This is a genomic window from Streptomyces sp. HP-A2021 (assembly GCF_022807935.1).
Lineage (GTDB): Bacteria > Actinomycetota > Actinomycetes > Streptomycetales > Streptomycetaceae > Streptomyces > Streptomyces afghaniensis.
In genome coordinates, this window is sequence record NZ_CP094344.1 from 1,697,858 (window position 1) to 1,715,653 (window position 17,796).

The 17,796-nt window shown below is 71.0% G+C and carries 14 protein-coding genes; 10 read left to right on the forward strand and 4 right to left on the reverse strand.

Translation table 11 applies throughout. From position 1 onward, the window contains the following. Positions 1-8: 8 nt before the first annotated feature. On the reverse strand, positions 9-1,346 hold the full coding sequence (locus MQE23_RS07710; RefSeq protein ID WP_020272703.1) for a 6-phospho-beta-glucosidase: 1,338 nt from the start codon (positions 1,344-1,346) through the stop codon (positions 9-11). Next, positions 1,343-2,107 (reverse strand): DeoR/GlpR family DNA-binding transcription regulator, encoded by a 765-nt coding sequence (locus MQE23_RS07715; protein ID WP_020272704.1) that lies wholly within the window; start codon positions 2,105-2,107, stop codon positions 1,343-1,345. The genes MQE23_RS07710 and MQE23_RS07715 overlap by 4 nt, the downstream gene beginning before the upstream one ends. 163 nt (positions 2,108-2,270) lie before the next feature. On the opposite strand from MQE23_RS07715, the gene MQE23_RS07720 reads away from it, so the two are divergent. The 10 genes from MQE23_RS07720 (at position 2,271) to MQE23_RS07765 (ending at position 15,828) form a co-directional block, all read left to right on the forward strand. Beyond that, complete coding sequence (locus tag MQE23_RS07720; RefSeq protein WP_020272705.1) at positions 2,271-3,290, forward strand: carbohydrate kinase family protein; 1,020 nt, start codon at positions 2,271-2,273, stop codon at positions 3,288-3,290. A gap of 48 nt (positions 3,291-3,338) precedes the next feature. Next, positions 3,339-4,616 (forward strand): extracellular solute-binding protein, encoded by a 1,278-nt coding sequence (locus MQE23_RS07725; RefSeq protein WP_020272706.1) that lies wholly within the window; start codon positions 3,339-3,341, stop codon positions 4,614-4,616. Between the two features lie 124 nt (positions 4,617-4,740). Continuing rightward, positions 4,741-5,625 carry a sugar ABC transporter permease gene (locus MQE23_RS07730; RefSeq protein ID WP_020272707.1) on the forward strand — a complete coding sequence of 295 codons (885 nt, stop codon included), beginning with the start codon at positions 4,741-4,743 and terminating at the stop codon, positions 5,623-5,625. Further along, on the forward strand, positions 5,622-6,491 hold the full coding sequence (locus MQE23_RS07735) for a carbohydrate ABC transporter permease (RefSeq protein WP_020272708.1): 870 nt from the start codon (positions 5,622-5,624) through the stop codon (positions 6,489-6,491). The genes MQE23_RS07730 and MQE23_RS07735 overlap by 4 nt, the downstream gene beginning before the upstream one ends. A gap of 201 nt (positions 6,492-6,692) precedes the next feature. Continuing rightward, positions 6,693-7,547, forward strand: a complete 855-nt coding sequence (locus MQE23_RS07740) for an alkaline phosphatase family protein (RefSeq protein ID WP_051185563.1) — start codon at positions 6,693-6,695, stop codon at positions 7,545-7,547. Next, the gene (locus MQE23_RS07745) at positions 7,544-10,477 is read left to right on the forward strand and encodes a glycoside hydrolase family 2 TIM barrel-domain containing protein (RefSeq protein ID WP_243378641.1); all 2,934 of its coding nucleotides are present in this window, start codon (positions 7,544-7,546) and stop codon (positions 10,475-10,477) included. Before MQE23_RS07740 ends, MQE23_RS07745 begins: the two co-directional genes overlap by 4 nt. Positions 10,478-10,585: 108 nt before the next feature. Beyond that, positions 10,586-12,421 carry a LamG-like jellyroll fold domain-containing protein gene (locus MQE23_RS07750; RefSeq protein WP_243378642.1) on the forward strand — a complete coding sequence of 612 codons (1,836 nt, stop codon included), beginning with the start codon at positions 10,586-10,588 and terminating at the stop codon, positions 12,419-12,421. Positions 12,422-12,438: 17 nt separating this feature from the next. Next, entirely contained in the window at positions 12,439-14,115 is a 1,677-nt protein-coding gene (locus MQE23_RS07755; RefSeq protein WP_243378643.1) for a PHP domain-containing protein, read from the forward strand. A 4-nt stretch (positions 14,116-14,119) separates the two neighbouring features. Then, a complete protein-coding gene (locus MQE23_RS07760; protein WP_243378644.1) occupies positions 14,120-14,968 on the forward strand; it encodes a hypothetical protein in 849 nt (282 codons plus the stop codon). Positions 14,969-15,000: 32 nt separating this feature from the next. Further along, positions 15,001-15,828 carry a PaaX family transcriptional regulator C-terminal domain-containing protein gene (locus MQE23_RS07765; protein ID WP_020277635.1) on the forward strand — a complete coding sequence of 276 codons (828 nt, stop codon included), beginning with the start codon at positions 15,001-15,003 and terminating at the stop codon, positions 15,826-15,828. On the opposite strand, the gene MQE23_RS07770 is transcribed toward MQE23_RS07765, so the two are convergent. Together MQE23_RS07770 and MQE23_RS07775 are read right to left on the reverse strand one after the other, a co-directional pair. Continuing rightward, entirely contained in the window at positions 15,819-16,274 is a 456-nt protein-coding gene (locus MQE23_RS07770) for a MaoC family dehydratase (protein ID WP_010043036.1), read from the reverse strand. The two genes, MQE23_RS07765 and MQE23_RS07770, sit on opposite strands and share 10 nt — an antisense overlap. Before the next feature lie 11 nt (positions 16,275-16,285). Next, positions 16,286-17,794: a long-chain fatty acid--CoA ligase gene (locus MQE23_RS07775; protein WP_020277637.1), complete on the reverse strand. Its 1,509-nt coding sequence runs from the start codon at positions 17,792-17,794 to the stop codon at positions 16,286-16,288. Between the last annotated feature and the right edge of the window lie 2 nt (positions 17,795-17,796).

Below are 17,796 nucleotides of genomic sequence, written 5' to 3' on the forward strand. Positions count from 1 at the left end.
AGCGGCGTTCACCTAAGGTACGCCAGCCCGGGGTGGACCTCGGTGTAGCCCTCGACCAGCCTGCGGGCCACGTTGACGGAGTCGACGAGCGGGTGCAGCGCGAAGGCCTTCACGGCCGTGGCGCGGGATCCGGAGTCGGCGGCGGCCAGCACCTCCCGCTCGACCGCCTTGACCGCGCAGACCAGCCCGGTGGCGTGATCGGGCAGCGGGTCGACGGTGACGGGGTGGGCGCCGTTGGCGTCGACGAGGCAGGGGACCTCGATGACGGCGTCCGTGTCCAGGACCGACAGGGTGCGCTGGTTGCGGACGTTGAGGATCAGGGTCGTGCGCTCGTCCCGGGCGATCGCCCGCATCAGGGCGAGGGCCACCTTCTCGTAGCCGCCGGACAGGTCGTCCTCGTCGCGTTCGCCGGCGCCGGCGGTCTCCCGGTTCTCCGCCATGTAGGTGGCTTCGCGCTCGGCGCGGGTCTGGTTCCAGACCTTCCACGCGGGGGCGTCCGGGTTGCCCATCTCGGCGTAGAAGCGGGCCTGCTGGTCGTGCAGGAAGGCGCCGCGGGTCTTCTCGGCCTGCTGGTAGGCGCGTACGGCTTCCCGGTTGAAGTAGTAGTAGTGCAGGTACTCGTTGGGGATCGCGCCCAGGGACCGGAGCCAGTCGACGCCGAAGAGCTTGCCCTCCTCGAAGGAGCCGAGCAGGTCCGGGTCGGCGAGCAGACGCGGCAGCTCGTCCCGGCCGGCGACGCGCAGGCCGCGCACCCAGCCGAGGTGGTTGAGGCCGACGTAGTCGATCCAGGCCTCCTTGGGGTTCGCGCCGAGCACCCGGGCGATGCGGCGGCCGAGGCCGACCGGGGAGTCGCAGATGCCGATGACGCGGTCGCCGAGGTGGCGGGACATGGCCTCGGTGACCAGGCCGGCCGGGTTGGTGAAGTTGATGACCCAGGCGTCCGGCGCCAGACGGGCGACCCGCCGGGCGATGTCGACGGCGACCGGGACGGTGCGCAGCCCGTAGGCGATGCCGCCCGCGCCGACCGTCTCCTGACCGAGGACGCCCTCGGCCAGGGCCACCCGCTCGTCGTTCGCACGGCCCTCCAGGCCGCCGACGCGGATCGCGGAGAACACGAAGTCGGCGCCGCGCAGGGCCTCGTCCAGATCGGTGGTGGCACTCACCTCGGGCGCGTCGGGGACTCCGGCCGCCTGCTCGGCGAGGACGCGTGTCACCGCGGACAGTCTCGCGGGATCCAGATCGTGCAGGACGACGTGCGTCACCCGGCCCTCGGCGTGGTCCTGGAGGAGCGCCCCGTACACCAGCGGCACGCGGAATCCTCCGCCGCCCAGAATCGTCAGCTTCACGTCTGCACCCTTCCCGTCACGACGACCTCGACTCCTGCCTCCTGAAGGGAGGACCGCGTCGCCGTGTCGACCGGCTCGTTCGTCACCACCACGTCCAGGTCCTCGGGACCGCAGACCTTCGCCATCCCGTGCCCGGGGAACTTCGCCGCGTCAGCGAGCAGCACGACCTTCTCGCCCGCCTTGATCATGGCGCGCTTGACCGGCACCTCCACCACCGTCGTGTCCATGACCTGCCCGCCGGGCCGCACGCCGCTGGTGCCGAGGAAGAGCCAGTCGGCGTGCAGCTGGCGCAGGTTGTCCTCGGTGAGGAAGCCGACCAGGGAGCGGTACTCGCGACGGACCATGCCGCCGAGCAGGACCAGCTCGATGCCCTCGTCGTCGGCGAGCTCCTCGTAGACCACCAGGTTGCTGGTGATCACGGTGAGCCGGCGGCCGTGCAGCTGCCGGGCCAGACGGTAGGCCGTCGTCCCGATGTCCAGCAGCACCGACTGGCCGTCCCTGACCATGGCCGCCGCGCGCTCGGCTATGGCGTCCTTCTCGGCGACGCGCACCTCGGCGACCTCGGCGAAGGGCTGGTCGCCCTCCTCGACCACGGCGCCGCCGTGGACGCGGGTGAGCAGCCCGTCTTCTTCCAGTTTGACCAGGTCACGCCTGATTGTGGCGGGACTCACGCCGAGTTGCTCCGAGAGGTCGGTCACGGAGGCGGGCCCGCCGGAGCGCAGGGCCCGCAGGATGAGTTGGTGTCGTCGTTCTGCCAGCACGGCGTGAACAGTACTCGTCATCTCCAATCATTTCCATGCTCACTTCTGCTCGGGTATTGACCAATCTCTCCGATCGGCGCACGATTCCGGTCACCGAAATGAAGAGTTTTGACGAGCTCGCGGGGTGGGCTCCTCGAACGCTTCCGAACGAGAGGACCCCTCCGTGGACGACGACCGGCCCGATGTGCTGCTGACCGGGCTGCTCTTCTACGACCTCGTCCTCACGGGGCTCGGCAAGGCCCCGACCCCGGGCGAGGAGATCTGGACGACGGGCATGGGCTGCGGCCCGGGCGGCATCGCCAACCTGGCGGTGGCGGCCAGCCGCTTCGGCCTGCGCACCTCGCTGGCCACCGTGTTCGGCGACGACCTCTACGGCGAGTGCTGCCGGGACATCCTGTGCGACCAGGAGGACGTCGACCTCTCCCTCTCCCGTACGGCCGACGGCTGGCCCACCCCGGTCACCGTCGCCCTCGCCCACGGCACCGACCGTGCCCTGGTCACCCACGGCCAGGAGCCGCCGTACTCGCAGGACGTGCTGGTGGGCGACCCGCCCGCGGCGCGTACCGCCCTGGTGCACATCGAGGCGCAGCCGCGCGACTGGCTCGCCAAGGCCGCCGCGGGCGGCACGCAGATCTACGCGGACGTCGGCTGGGACCCCAGCCAGGAGTGGTCGACGGCCCTCCTGGACCAGCTCGCGCTGTGCCACGCCTTCCTCCCGAACGAGACGGAGGCCATGGCCTACACCCGCACGGACAGCGCGGTGGCCGCGCTCGGCACGCTGTCCGAGCTGGTGCCGGTCGCGGTCGTCACCCGGGGCGGGGACGGCGCGGTGGCCGTCGACCAGACGACCGGCGAGTACGCCGACGTGCCCGCCCTCGACGTCGAGGTGCTGGACGCGACGGGCGCCGGGGACGTCTTCGGCGCCGCGTTCGTCACCGCCTCGCTCGGCGGCTGGCCGCTCACGGAACGGCTGCGGTTCGCGGTGCTCGCCGCCGGGCTGTCGGTCCGGCACCACGGCGGGGCGCTGGCCGCCCCCGGCTGGTACGGCGTCGACCGCTGGTGGCGCTCACTGACCGACCCCGATCTGAAGCGGGCCTACGGCTTCCTGGCGGACCGGCTCCCGGATAACCCCGGGCCGCCGGTCGCGTACGCCCCCGTCACCCCTCCCGCACGGCAGCACTGACCCTCACCCACACCTCGGCACCACGAACAGGAAAAACAGGAGTGACCCGTGGACCTTTCTCGTAGAGGCTTCCTCCAGGCCGCCGCGCTCACCGCGGCCGCCTCCGGCCTGACCGTCGCATGCGGCGGCGGTTCGGGATCGGGCGGTACCAAGAACGGCAAGAGCCTCACCATGTGGTACTGGGGTGGCGCACTGAGCGACAAGGTGGTCGCGGAGGCCAGGAAGCACTTCGGCAGCCAGGTCAAGCTGACGGCCGCCTCCATCGGCGGCGACTTCAAGCAGAAGCTCACCACCACGCTCGCGGCGGGCAGCTCCGTGCCCGACATCACCGGCATCAAGGGCGAGGACATCGCATCCTTCCTGCCCAACGCCGACCGCTTCCTCGACCTGAACGACCTGGGCTTCAAGAAGATCTCGTCGCAGTACCTGGACTGGAAGACCAAGCTCGCCCAGACGGAGGACGGCAAGCAGATCGGGTTCCCGATCGACATCGGTCCCACCGCGCTCTTCTACCGCGCGGACCTGTTCCGCAAGGCCGGGCTGCCCACCGACCCCGACAAGGTCGCCGCCGAGGCCGGGAGCTGGGACGACTACTTCGCGCTCGGCTCCGAGCTGAAGAAGGCCGTGCCCGGCACCTACCTGATCAACAACATGGGCTCGGTGTTCAACATCGCGGTCGGCCAGGGCACCAAGCGGTTCATCGACGAGAACAACCACTTCATCGGCGACCAGGACCACATCCGCGGCGCGTGGACCACGGCGATCCGCCCCTACACGCTCGGCATCGACGCCAGGATCAACGACCAGACCTGGAACGCCGCCATCGGCAAGAACCTCGGCACCGAACTCGGCGCGGCCTGGCACGCGCTGGACATCGAGCAGGCCGCCCCGGGCACCAAGGGCAAGTGGCGGGTCTGTGCCACGCCCGGCGGACCGGCCAACCAGGGCGGCTCCTACCTGGCGCTGCCCAAGCAGTGCCGTAACCCCGAAGAGGCATTCAAGATCATCAGCTGGATCCTCAGCCCGGCCAACAACGCCCGCGGCTTCACCGACGCCGCCATCTTCCCCGCCTCCCCGGCCTCGTACGCCATGCCCGCCATGACGGGCGCCGACGCCTTCTTCGGCGGGCAGAAGATCATCGAGGTCTTCGGCCCGGCCGCCAAGGCCATCCCGGTCAGCTACGAGGCACCCGCCGACGCCGCGGTCATGGCCCCCTACTTCACCGAGCTGACCAACATCGAGGCCAAGGGCAAGAAGCCCGACGCCGCCTGGAAGGACGCCGTCAGCCAGGCCAAGCAGATCGCCCGGCGACAGGGGGTGAACTGAGGTGTCATCACCTCCGGTCACCGGTCCCGCCACGGTGCCCGAGCACCGCGGCGGGCCGGGCCCGGCCCGGTTCCGCCCGCGACGCACCCCGCCCGCGGGCGCCGTCCGGCCGAGCCGGCGCGGGGTGCTGTCGCACTGGCGGCAGTACCTGGCGATCTCGCCGTTCTACCTGATCTTCATCGCCTTCTCCTTCTTCCCGGTCCTCTACTCGCTGTATCTGGCCTTCCAGCGCTACGACGGCCTCGGCGCCAAGCAGTTCGTGGGCCTCCAGCAGTTCGAGTTCCTCTGGAACGACCCGGTCTTCTGGCTGTCGATCCGCAACACCCTGGCGATTTGGGTCCTGTCCACCGTCCCCACGCTCTTCGGCGCCCTCGTCCTGGCGACGCTGCTGCATTCGGTGCGCCGCTTCAAGGGCTTCTACCGCATCGCCCTCTACGTGCCGAACGTCACCTCGATCGTCGCCGTGGCGATCTTCTTCGGCGCGGTGTTCAGCAACAACTTCGGCCTGGTCAACGCGATCCTGGGCACGGTCGGCATCTCGCCCGTCCCGTGGCTGAGCAACCCGTGGCTGATCAAGCTGGTCATCGCGCTGCTGATGACCTGGATGTGGACCGGCTACAACATGATCATCTACCTGGCCGGTCTCCAGGCGATCCCGACCTCGATCTACGAGGCGGCGAAGATGGACGGGGCCGGCCCCGTCCGCACGTTCTTCCAGATCACCATCCCGATCATGCGGCCGATCATCCTGTTCACCGTCATCATCTCGACCATCAACGGCCTGCAGAGCTTCAGCGAACCCCAGGTCCTCTTCGCCAGCAACGCCGCCAACCAGAACCTCGGCGGCCCGGGCCAGGCGGGCCTGACCACGCTGCTGTACTTCTACCAGTCGGCCTTCCTCAACAACGACTACGGCTACGGCGCGGCCATCGTGTGGGCCTTCTTCGTACTGATCATGGTGCTCGTCGTCATCAACTGGCGCCTCGTGCAGCGCGGGAGGAAGTCATGACGACAGCGGACACGACACGGCCGGCCACGGGCACGCGGCGGCTGCGCCGCCCCAGGGGCCTGACCGCGCACATCCTCCTCGCTCTGGCCGTCCTCATCTCGGTCTTCCCGTTCGTGTGGACGATCGTCATGGCGACCAACACCACCGAGGACATCTACAAGAGCCCGCCGAAGCTGACCTTCGGCTCCCACCTGCTGGAGAACATCCGCCACGTGCTGAACACCATCGACTTCTTCGGGTCGATGCTCAACACGATCGTCGTCGCCTGCGTCACCACCGCCCTGGTGCTGTTCATCGACTCGCTGGCGGCCTTCGCCTTCGCCAAGTTCGACTTCCCCGGGCGCAAGGTGCTCTTCGGCACGCTGCTGGTGTTCATGATGCTGCCGCTCCAGCTGGCCGTCCTGCCGCAGTTCATCCTCATGTCGGAGATCGGCTGGGTCGGCATGCTCAAGGCCCTCGCCCTGCCGGCCCTCGCCAACGCCTTCGGCATCTTCTGGCTGAACCAGTACATACAGAACGGCGTGCCCGACGAACTGCTCGACGCCGCGCGCATCGACGGCGCCGGGTTCTTCCGCCAGTACTGGAACATCGCGCTGCCGATGATCAAACCCGCCCTGTCCTTCCTGGCCATCTACGCCTTCGTCAACGCCTGGAACGACTACGTCTGGCCGCTCATCGTCCTCACGGACCCCAGCCACGTCACGCTCCAGGTGGAGCTCGCCCAGCTCCATGTCGGCCACACCACCGACTACAGCATGGTCATGGCCGGTGTCCTCATGGCGGCCCTGCCGCTGGTCGTGGTCTTCGCGATCTTCGCGCGCGGCTTCATCGCGGGGGCGACCGAGGGAGCGGTGCAGGGGAGCTGAGGGCCGCGCCTCAAGGGGCGCGGGGCTGTGTCGATATGCGGCTCCGCCGCGTGGGCGCGACCAGCCACAGCGTCCGGGCAGCCGACAACGGACAAGCCGCCCCGAGCTCGTGGTCGATCGGGCCGGTGCAGCACACACGAGCGACGAGGGAAGCAAGCAGTGACGGACAGCAGCGCACGCGCCAAGGTGCTCGTCGTCGGCATGGACGGGCTCCGCCACGACCGGCTGATCCGGTCCCACGCCACCGCACCCGTGCTGCACGGCCTGATGGCCACCGGCGCCCACGGCACCAGCATGCTGCCCTACGGCCGGGCCGAGGACGGGCCGTCGGCCGGCACGGCCTACACCGACTCCGGGCCCGGCTGGTCGAGCGTGCTGACCGGGGTGTGGCCCGACCGGCACGGGGTGACCGGCAACGACTTCCTCGGTGCCGACTACACCCGCTACCCCGACTTCCTCAGCCGCGCCGCCACTGCCCGGCCCGGTCTGCGCACCGCGGCCGTGGTGTCCTGGCCGGAACTGCTCGACCGCGGTGTCCTCGGCCCCGCCATCGGCCGGCGGGTGCGCTACGACGGCGAGTCCGACGGCTACGAAACCACCGACCACCTCGTCGCCGACACCGCCGCACACTGGCTCACCGAGGACGATCCGGACGTCGTGTTCGTGTACTTCGGCGCCACCGACGAGGCCGGCCACGCAACGGGCCCCCTCAGCCCCGCCTACGACCGGGCCCTGCTCGCCCAGGACGCCCACCTCGGGCGGCTCCTGGAGGCGATCGACGCGCGGCGGGCCCATGAGCACTGGACCGTGCTCGTCACCACGGACCACGGTCACCTCGACACCGGCGGCCACGGCGGCGACTCGCGTGCCGAACGGGAGGTCTTCGTCATCCTCTCGGAGCCCGGCATGCCCGGCGGCACCCGGCTGGACACGCCCCGCCTGATCGACATCGCGCCCACCGTCCTGGACCGTCTCGGCATCCCCGTCGACCCCGCCTGGGGCCTGCGGGGCCGTGCCCTGCCCCGGCCCACCCCACCGACTTCGGAATGGTCATGACCGACGCACTCCCCGATCCCCTGATCGCCCTGCGCCCCTGGGAAGCACCCGAGGTGACCTCCTGGGGGCGCCTGCCCATGAGCGCCGTGGACCGGAGGGCCGGGGCCGTATCCCTGGACGGCGACTGGCGCTTCCAGCTGCTGCCCGCGCCGGACGCCCCGCTCGGGGACGTCTGGTCGTCGTCGTACGTCCCCGGTGTCTGGACCATGCAGGGCACGGACGATCTTCCGCGGTACCTGAACATCCGCATGCCGTTCGCGGAGTTCCCGCCGGGCGTGCCCGCCGCCAACCCGACGGGCGTGTACGAGCGTGCGGTCGACGTCCCCGCCGAGTGGGCCGGGCGCCGGATCGTGCTCCAGGTCGGGGCCGCGGAGAGCGTGCTGCTGGTGCACGTGAACGGGCGGCCCGTCGGCATCTCCAAGGACTCCCATCTGGCCGCCGAGTTCGACCTGTCCGGCGTCGTACGCCCTGGCGAGCGGGCCGCCGTACGGCTGACGGTGGTGAAGTGGTCGGACGCCTCGCACATCGAGGACCAGGACCAGTGGTGGCACGGCGGCATCACGCGCTCGGTGCTGCTGTACGCCACCGACCCGCTGTATCTCGCGGACGTGACCGTGCGGGCCGGCCGCGACGGTGACCTGCGCGTCGACTGCCTGGTACGGGACGCGGGCGGCGCCCTGCCCGAGGGCTGGTACGTCAGCGGGGAGCTGGACGGGGCGCTGCTCACGCAGGACGCGGAGTTCGACCGGGCCAACGCCGAGGACGAGCGCGTCTCCGCCTTCCTCGGCGAGGTCCGGCTGCGGACCGCCGTGCCGGACGTGCGCACCTGGACCGCCGAGACGCCCGAGCTGTACGGCCTGACCGTCCGGCTGCACCGCGCCGACGGCACGGTCGCCGACAGCTCGCACCACCGGACCGGCTTCCGTGACGTCGAGATCATCGGCCGGGACCTGCTGGTCAACGGCGAGCGCGTGTTCATCCGGGGCGTGAACCGGCACGACTTCCATCCGCTGACCGGCCGGACCGTGTCGTACGACGACATGCGCGCGGACCTCGTCCTGCTGAAGCGGTTCGGCTTCAACGCGATCCGCACCGCGCACTACCCGAACGACCCGGCCCTGTACGACCTGGCCGACGAGCTCGGCTTCTACGTCGTCGACGAGGCCGACATCGAGTCCCACGACCACGCGCACGAGATCGCCGACGACCCGCGCTATCTGGGCGCCTTCGTGGACCGGGTCGCGCGGATGGTGCTGCGGGACAAGAACCATCCGTCCGTCATCATCTGGTCGCTGGGCAACGAGTCCGACTACGGCGCGAACCACGACGCGGCGGCGGGCTGGGTACGCCGGCACGACCCGACCCGGCCCGTGCAGTACGAGGGCGCGGCCAAGCGCGGCTGGGCCGACCCTGACCTGGCCTCCGACATCGCCTGCCCCATGTACGCCCCGCTTCAGGAGTGCCTGGCGCACGCCATGTCCGGGACGCAGACCAAGCCGCTCATCCAGTGCGAGTACTCGCACGCCATGGGCAACAGCAACGGCACGCTCGCCGACCATTGGGAGGCCATCGAGGCCACCCCGGGTCTTCAGGGCGGGTTCATCTGGGAGTTCTGGGACCACGGCATCCTCCAGCGTGTGAACGACGGCAGACCGGCCGGGCGTGGGGGCGCCGGGCTCTACGACAACGGTGTCGCCGCGCCCGGGCACCGCTGGGCGTACGGCGGCGACTTCGGGGAGACCGACCACGACGGCGCCTTCATCGCCGACGGTGTCGTCTTCCCCGACCGCACCCCCAAGCCCGTGATGTTCGAGCACCGGGAGATCGCCGCGCCGCTGCGCATCGAGTGCTTCCGGCACGAGGGCGTCGTCCTGGGCAACCACCAGCACTTCCGGGGCCTGGACTGGCTGTCCGGCGAGTGGCAGCTGGCCCTCGCCGACGGCGGCACCCGGACCGCCCCCGCCGAGCTGCCCGATCTGCGGCCGGGCGAGACGGCCGCCGTACCGCTGCCCTTCGAGCTGCCGGAGGACGGCGGCGAGGCGTGGCTGACGCTGCGGGTCACGACGACCCGGGACGAGCCGTGGGCGCCGCGCGGCACAGTCGTGTGCCTGCCCCAGGTACGGCTGCGGCACGCGCCCCCGACGAGGCACGCCCCCGTCACGCACCGCGCCGTGGAGGTCGACGAGGACGGGCTGCTGGTCCATCCGCTGCTGACGGCCGGACCCACGCTGTCGCTGTGGCGGGCGCCCACCGACAACGACGAACTGGGCGGCATGGCGGCCCGCTGGCGGGACTGGGGTCTCGACGCGCTCACCCGCAAGGTCGTCGCCGTACGGCGGGACCCGGGGCGGGTGGCGGTCGTCTCCGACCACCTCGGCCCGGGCGGGACCGTCCGGCACGAGCAGGTGTTCACGGCGGTCGAGGGCGGGCTGCTCGTGGAGGAGTGCGCCGAGCTGCCCGAGGCGCTGGACGACGTGGCCCGGGTCGGGTCGGTCTTCGAGACGGCCGCCGGGCTGAACCTCCTGGAGTGGTTCGGGCAGGGCCCCTGGGAGTCGTATCCGGACCGGGGCGCGGGCGCGCCCGTCGGCCACCACTCGCTGCCGGTGGACGAGCTGTTCACGCCCTATCTGCGGCCCCAGGAGAGCGGCGGGCGGCACGGCGTGCGGCGGTTCACGCTGTCCGCGCCGGACGCGACCGGGCTCGCAGTGCGGCTGGACCGGCCCCGCCAGGTCTGTGTGACCCGCCATCGCGCGGCCGACCTCGCCTCGGCCGCCCATCCCGACGAACTGGTGTCGCGGGCGGGGTGCGTGGTGCACATCGACGCGGCACACCGCGGTCTCGGCACGGCTTCGTGCGGGCCCGACACCTTCGCCTCCTACCTCGTCGCGGCGGGCGTCCATCGCTGGAGCTGGACGCTGCGCGTTCTCTGAGTTCTCCTCCCTCCCCTGTCACCTTCTCCGACCTCTCCGAGACTCCCTCCCTGTCGCCTCCGCCGAGTTCTCCGAGACTCCCTCCCCGTCACCCTTCATGGAGCCCCTGTGTGCACTTCGCATGATCACGACCTGGGCGAGGCCCCCCAGGCCGGTGCCGGAAGACGCGGTTTCCTGCGCGCCACCGCCCTGCTCGGCGCGACCGCCACGGCGGTGGCCGCGCTGCCGGCCGTCACCGCCCGGGCGGCACCGGCGAGTTGGCGCCCCGACCCGCGCAGCCGCCGCTTCACGCTCGCCGTGATGCCGGACACGCAGTACCTCTTCGACGGGCCGAGCATCGACAAGGCGCCGGTCGAGGCGTCGCTGCGCTATCTGCTGGAGCACGGCAGGGAGGAGAACCTCGTCTTCCTGTCCCACCTGGGGGACCTCACCCAGAACGGCGCGCAGGAGGAGTTCGCGGCGATCGGCGAGGCGTTCTCGCTGCTGGACCGGCGGGGCGTCGGCTACAGCGTCCTGGCCGGCAACCACGACGTGAAGTCGTCGACGACCGACCAGCGCGGTGCGACGCCGTATCTGGACGCCTTCGGGCCCGAGCGGTTCAAGGGGCAGCGGACGTTCGGCGGTGCCTCCCCGGACGGCTACAACACCTTCCACCTGTTCACCGCGGGCGGCCGGGAGTGGCTGGTGCTCGCGCTGGACTGGCGGCTGTCGCCGCAGGGCTACGCGTGGGCGAAGGAGGTCATGGCGCGGCATCCGAAGACGCCCGTGATCCTCACGACGCACGAACTGGTCGTCGAGGACGACTCGTTGTCGGACTACGGGCAGCAGCTCTGGGACCAGCTGATCGAGGACCACGACCAGATCTTCCTCACGCTCAACGGGCACTACTGGCCCGCCGCCCGCGCGACGCGCAAGAACGCGGCCGGGCACGATGTCCATCTGCATCTGACGAACTACCAGAACCGCTACTTCGGCGGCGCGGCGATGATCCGCCTCTACCGGTTCGACCTGGACCGGAACGTCATCGACGTGGAGACCGTCTCGCCGTGGATCCTGGGCCGGGCGGGGAAGGGGCTCAACGAGCTGGAGCGGCAGGAGATGGAGCTGAGCGGCGACGCCGACCGGTTCTCCGTCGAGATCGACTTCGCGGAGCGCTTCTCCGGCTTCGCGCCCGTGCCCGCCCGTCCCGCGCGGCCCGTCTCGAAGATGCTGGTCCCTGGCACCGCGGCGTACTGGCGATTCGAGAAACCCGTCGACGGCACGGCCGGCACGGTCCGGGACCTGTCGGGGCGGGGCAACGACCTCTCGCTCGTCACGGTGGGCGGCGGTGCGCTGGGCTGGTCGGCGGACCATCACCCCGACCAGCCGGGGCACGGCAGCCTGGAGTTCCAGGGCTTCAAGTCCCCGCTGAAGGGCGCCTACCTGCGCACGGTCGACGGTGCCCCGCTCAACTCGGCCACGTTCGAGGACGGTTACACCATCGAGGCGTTCTACCGGCTGCCCGCCGACTGGGACCCGGACCACAATGCCTGGTCGGGCCTGGTCGGCCGCACGGGCACGGGCGGCACCGCCGGGAAGACCGCCGACGACCCCGACGAGCCGCTGGCCACGCTGTCGCTGTCCAACGACCGTGAGCCGCAGTGGGCGATGCGGCCGCTCAATCAGCAGGGCATCGCCACCAACTGGGGCCAGGAGACCCCGCTGGAGACCTGGTGGCACCTCGCGGTCGTCAACGACGGCAGGCACACCACGCTGTACGTCGAGGGCTGCCCGGTCGTCCGCAACCCCAAGGCGTCGTCCGTCGGCATCACCTCCGTCGGCCTGCCGTGGCTGCTCGGCGGCTACGAGTACGCCGGCAAGATCGACCAGATCTTCCACGGCCGGCTCGGCGACGTCCGGATCGTCGCCCGGGCGCTTCCCGTCACCTCCTTCATGAACCACTGACCTCCCAGGGAACTCTCATGACAGAGCAGCAGCTGCCCGCCTGGGCCGACCCGTCCGTCTCCCCCGCGGCCCTCGATGCGCAGGGCGCCTCCCGCCGCGGGCTCCTGCGCCGCGCGGGCCTGTTCGGCGCCGCGTTCGCCCTGGGCTCGGCGGCGACCCCGGCCCTGGCCGCCGACGGCGACGGCGAACGGCCGGGCGGCGAGGACCCCCGCCTGGCCTACCTCGTCGGCGACCACCACATCCACTCCGTCTACAGCCACGACGCCAAGTACACCTTCTCCCAACTGGCCGCCGCAGGGGCGAAGTACGGCCTGGACTGGATGGTGTTCACCGAGCACTCCAACTTCGGGCACGCCGACTTCGGGGCCGCCCTGGAGCACCAGGAGATCCTGGACGCCCGGGCGGAGAACCCGCGTCAGCTGATCTTCCAGGGGCTGGAGTGGTACATCCCGGCGGCCGAGCACTGCACGGTCTTCACCCCGCCCGGCCGGAACGAGGTGGATCTGCTCACCTGGTTCGAGCGCGCCTACGACGGCAAGCTCCTCGGCTACGACAAGGGCGGCCCCGCCGACGCGGACACCGCCCGCAACGAGGCACACGCCGTCAAGGCCCTCAAGTGGCTGGCCGAGCAGCGCCGTTCGGGCTACGTCGACGACGTTCTGGTCCTCGCCAACCACCCCATGCGCCTGGGCATCGACTCCCCGCACGAGATGCGCGCCTGGCGGGACGCGGCGCCCGGGATCATGATCGGCATGGAGGGCGCGCCGGGCGCCCAGGGCGCCGCCATCCCCGGCTGGCGTGGCGCCGCCTCGATCCGCGGCGAGTACGAGAACAAGCCGTCCGCGCAGTCCTGGCCCGGCTACCCGGCGGACGCCTATGTGACGTACGGCGGTTTCGACTGGGCGACCGCCACCGTCGGCGGCCTGTGGGACTCGATGCTCGCCGAGGGGCGGCTGTTCTCGGTCACCACCAACTCCGACGCCCACCGGATCGTCTTCGACACCTGGAAGAACGGCGACTGGCAGCCCGGCCAGACCTTCGACAGCACCGGGAAGCTGCCCGACCCGGTGAACACGGACACCCCGCAGCCGGGCAGCGACTTCTGGCCCGGGCAGTTCAGCCGTACGCACGTGGGCGTGACCCGCTACGGCTACCGTGCGGTCATGGCGGGCCTGCGCGCGGGCCGGGTCTGGCTCGACCACGGGCATCTGCTCGACGGGCTCGACGTCCGGCTGAAGCGGGACGGCGACCGGGGCCGGGGCGTGACGCTGGGCGGCCGGCTGCGGGTCCGCAAGGGCGAGAAGCTCACCCTGAACATCACCGTGACGACCGCCTCACGGCCCAACCCGCAGGGGATCCTGCCGGAGTTGGCGCACGTGGACGTCATCCGCGGCGCGGTGCGCGGCCCGGTCGCCGACCGTGACACCTGGAAGGCCCCCGACACCCGCGTCGTCCGCTCGCAGGACGTCTCCGGCCGCACGGGCACCTACACGCTGCGCATCCCGCTGACCGCGGGTGAGGAGTCCTTCTACGTCCGGCTGCGCGGCAGCGACGGCAACCGGCACGGCACCGGCTACCTCGGCGCCTCGGTCGACCCGCACGGACCGGTTCCGCACGCGCCCGGGGACGGTGACCCGTGGGCGGATACGTGGTTCTATGCGAACCCGGTATTCGTCGACGTGGAAGGTGCCTGACCTGATGAGACGTCAACTGCTCGCCGCCACCGCCTTATTAGGTGCCCTCACGCTGGGTGCCGGCACGGCCTCGGCCGCCGGTGCCCCGCAGTGGGCCGAGACCGGCACGTCGTACACCGACACCCTCGGCGGCGGGCAGGGCCTGGCCAGCCGCGCGGACGGCTCCCTGCTGTACCGCGGGCTGGCCTCCATCCCGCTGGGCCTGCGGGTCAAGGGCTGGAACCACATAGGCGACCCGGACATCGCGCGCGGCCATGTCTTCGACGCCTACCAGGGATCGGACACGGCCACGTCGAAGATGTTCGCGGTCACCACCCCGGCCGGGAAGCGCTACGAGTACGTCCACCCGCTGAACCCGGGCGAGAAGCTGAACAACTCCTTCGCCGCCGTCTCGCCCGACGGTCAGTGGCTGGTCTCGGGCGAGTGGGGCGCGCAGAACCGGCTCCAGGTGTTCCCGGCACCCCTGCTCAACCCCTCCACACCGCCCACCGGCGGCGAGCTGAGGGAGGCCGGGCAGATCACCCTGGACAAGCCGGTGCGTGACATCCAGGGCTGTGACTTCGTCACCGAGACCCGCCTGCTGTGCGCCTCGAACGACGCCTCGGGCACCCTCTTCCCGGAGATCCGGCCGCTGCTCCAGATCGATCTGCCCCACAAGCCGGACGGGCAGCCGGTCACCGGCACGGTGACGAGCCTCTTCGCGCTGCCGCAGCGCAGCGTGTGCACGGGCATCTTCGAGACGGAGGGCGTCGACTACGACGCGAACAGCGGCACCCTGCGGGCGCAGGTGATCCCGCCGGGCGTGTGCGCGGTGTCGACGGCCGTCCACGCGTACCAGCAGGTCACGGACTGATCGAGCGGAGGTACGGAGGTACGGTGGGCCGCGTGACCGGTGAAGAGTCGCTGCGGCCCCAGTCCCTCATGCTGACGTTCCTGGGCGACCAGGTGCTCGGGCGCGATGTTTGCGTGTACTCGGGCAGTGTCATCGACGTGTTCGCCCGCGCCGGGATCGGCGAGCAGGCGACCCGCTCGACGCTGACCCGGATGGTCAACCGTGACCTGCTGCGCCGCCAGCGCGAGGGCCGCCGGATGTACTTCGGGCTGACCGAGCGCTCGGAGGCCGTGCTGCGCGACGGCGAGCGGCGCATCTGGCAGACCGGCGCCGTCAACCGGCACTGGGACGGCACCTGGACCCTGCTCGGTTTCTCCCTGCCCGAGTCCTGGCAGCGCCAGCGCCACGACCTGCGCTCCCAGCTGACCTGGAGCGGCTTCGGCCCGCTGTTCAACGGCCTGTGGATCGCGCCGGGCGAGGTCGACGTGTCGGCGCTGGTCGCCGAGCTCGGCCTGTCCGCCCATGTGAAGGTCTTCCGCGCGCACGCCGACGCCGGGACGGACATCGGGCAGATGATCGAGGAGACGTGGGAGCTGTCCGATCTCGCCGGGCGCTACGAGGCGTTCGTACGGCGCTGGCAGCCCTGGGAGGACGAGCTGCCGGACGCCGACGACGCTCTCGTGCTGCGGCTGCGGCTGCAGACCGAGTGGCTCCGCATCGTCCGGCGCGATCCGCGCCTGCCGGTCAAGCACCTGCCGGACGACTGGCCGGCGGAACAGGCCGAGAAGACGTTCCGGGCCGTGCACGACCGGCTCTCACCGCTCGCGCGTGACGCCTCGGAACGTCTTCTCGACCTGGTGCCCGCGCGGCCTCAGGCGTAGAACCGCGACAGGCTCTGGAGCACCGCGGCCGGCTTGCCGCCGCCCTCGATCTCGATGGCGCCGTCGACCGTGATCTGCACGCCGCCCGGCACCTCCTCGACCTCGGCGAGCTTCGCCGTCAGCCGGATGCGGGAGCCGACCTTCACCGGGGAGGGGAAACGCACCTTGTTGAGGCCGTAGTTGACCTTCGTCGTCACGCCCTGGACGTCCAGGAGCTCGGTGAACAGCGGGATGAAGAGGGAGAGCGTGAGGTAGCCGTGCGCGATGGGGGCGCCGAAGGGCCCCTCCTTGGCCTTCTCGGGGTCCACGTGGATCCACTGGTGGTCCCCGGTCGCGTCGGCGAAGGTGTCGATCCGCTCCTGCGTGACCTCGATCCACTCGCTGGTGCCGAGGTCGCTGCCCGCGAGCTTCTTCAGTTCGTCGAGGCCGTTGACGGTGATGCTCATGGAGCCGTCCTTCACTGGGAGTCGGTGCCGTAGCGCTTGCGCACACGGGATTTGAGGAGCTTCCCGGAGGCGGTGCGGGGCAGTTCGTCCGCCACCACGACCGACTTCGGGATCTTGTACTTGGCGAGGCGGCCGGCGAGCGACGCGAGGACCTCGTCGGGGTCGAGTGCGGCGCCTTCGCGGGGGACGACGACCGCGCGGGGCACCTCGCCCCACTTGTCGTCCGCCACCCCGATCACCGCGCACTCCACGATGTCGGGGTGGGCGAGGAGCTGGTCCTCGATCTCGGCGGGGTAGATGTTCTCGCCACCGGAGATGATCATGTCCTTGATGCGGTCGACGATGTAGACGTAGCCGTCCTCGTCGATCTGGGCGGCGTCGCCGCTGCGGAACCAGCCGTCCGCGAAGGACGCGGCCGTCTCCTCGGGCAGCCCCCAGTAGCCGGGCATGACGTGCGGCCCGCGCACCACGACCTCGCCCACTTCGCCGACATCGACCGGCGCGAGGTCGGGCCGTACGACGCGTACGTCGCTGAAGAAGTGCGGCACACCCGCGGAACCCGCCTTGCCGACGGCGTGCTCGGCGTCCAGGAACAGCGTGCCGGGGGCGGCCTCGGTCATGCCGTAGCCCTGGAGGAAGGTCAGGCCGCGCCTCTGGTACGCCGCGATCAGCGGGGTCGGGACCGGGGAGCCGCCGCAGGTCAGGATGCGCAGCGACGTCAGGTCGGCGTCCGGCCAGCGCGGGTGCCGCGCCACCTGGTCGAACATCGTGGGCACCCCGAACATGAAGGTGATCCGGTGCCGTTCGATCAGATCGAAGGTGGCGTCCGGGTCGAAGGCCTCGACCAGGACGCAGGTGCCGCCCTTCAGCAGGACCGGGAGGGTCAGCATGTTCAGCCCTGCGGTGTGGAACAGCGGGGCGGAGACCAGCGCGCGTTCGTCGGCGACCAGGTCGTGGTCGATGAGGACGTTGATCGCGTTCCACGTGAGGTTGCCGTGGGTGAGCATCGCGCCCTTGGGACGGCCGGTCGTCCCAGAGGTGTACATGATGATGCAGGTGTCGTCGGGGGCGACGGGCGTGTCGATGGGCTCCCGGGAGGCCGAGGCCAGCGCCTCCTCGTACTCGGCGCCCACTTCGACGTACGTACGGACGTCCGTGCTGCCCGGGAGTCCCGCGACGAGACCGGCGTGCGAGGGACCGTAGACGAGGGCCTTGGCGCCGGAGTCGGCGAGTTGGTAGGCGATCTCGGGGCCGGCCAGGCGGGTGTTGAGGGGGACGAAGACCGCGCCGAGCGTGCCGGCTGCGAACAGGGTCTCCAGGTAGGAGGGGTGGTTCGGGCCGAGGTAGGCGATGCGGTCGCCGCGGCGCACGCCCCTCTCGCGCAGGGCGTGGGCGAGGCGGGTGGTGCGGTCGTACAGGCCGGCGTAGGTGCGGGTGGTGTCGCCGTGGATCAGGGCGGTGCGGTGCGGGGTCTTGCGGGCCCGGCGTGCGGGCCATGACCCCAGTCCCTCGTTGCGCATGT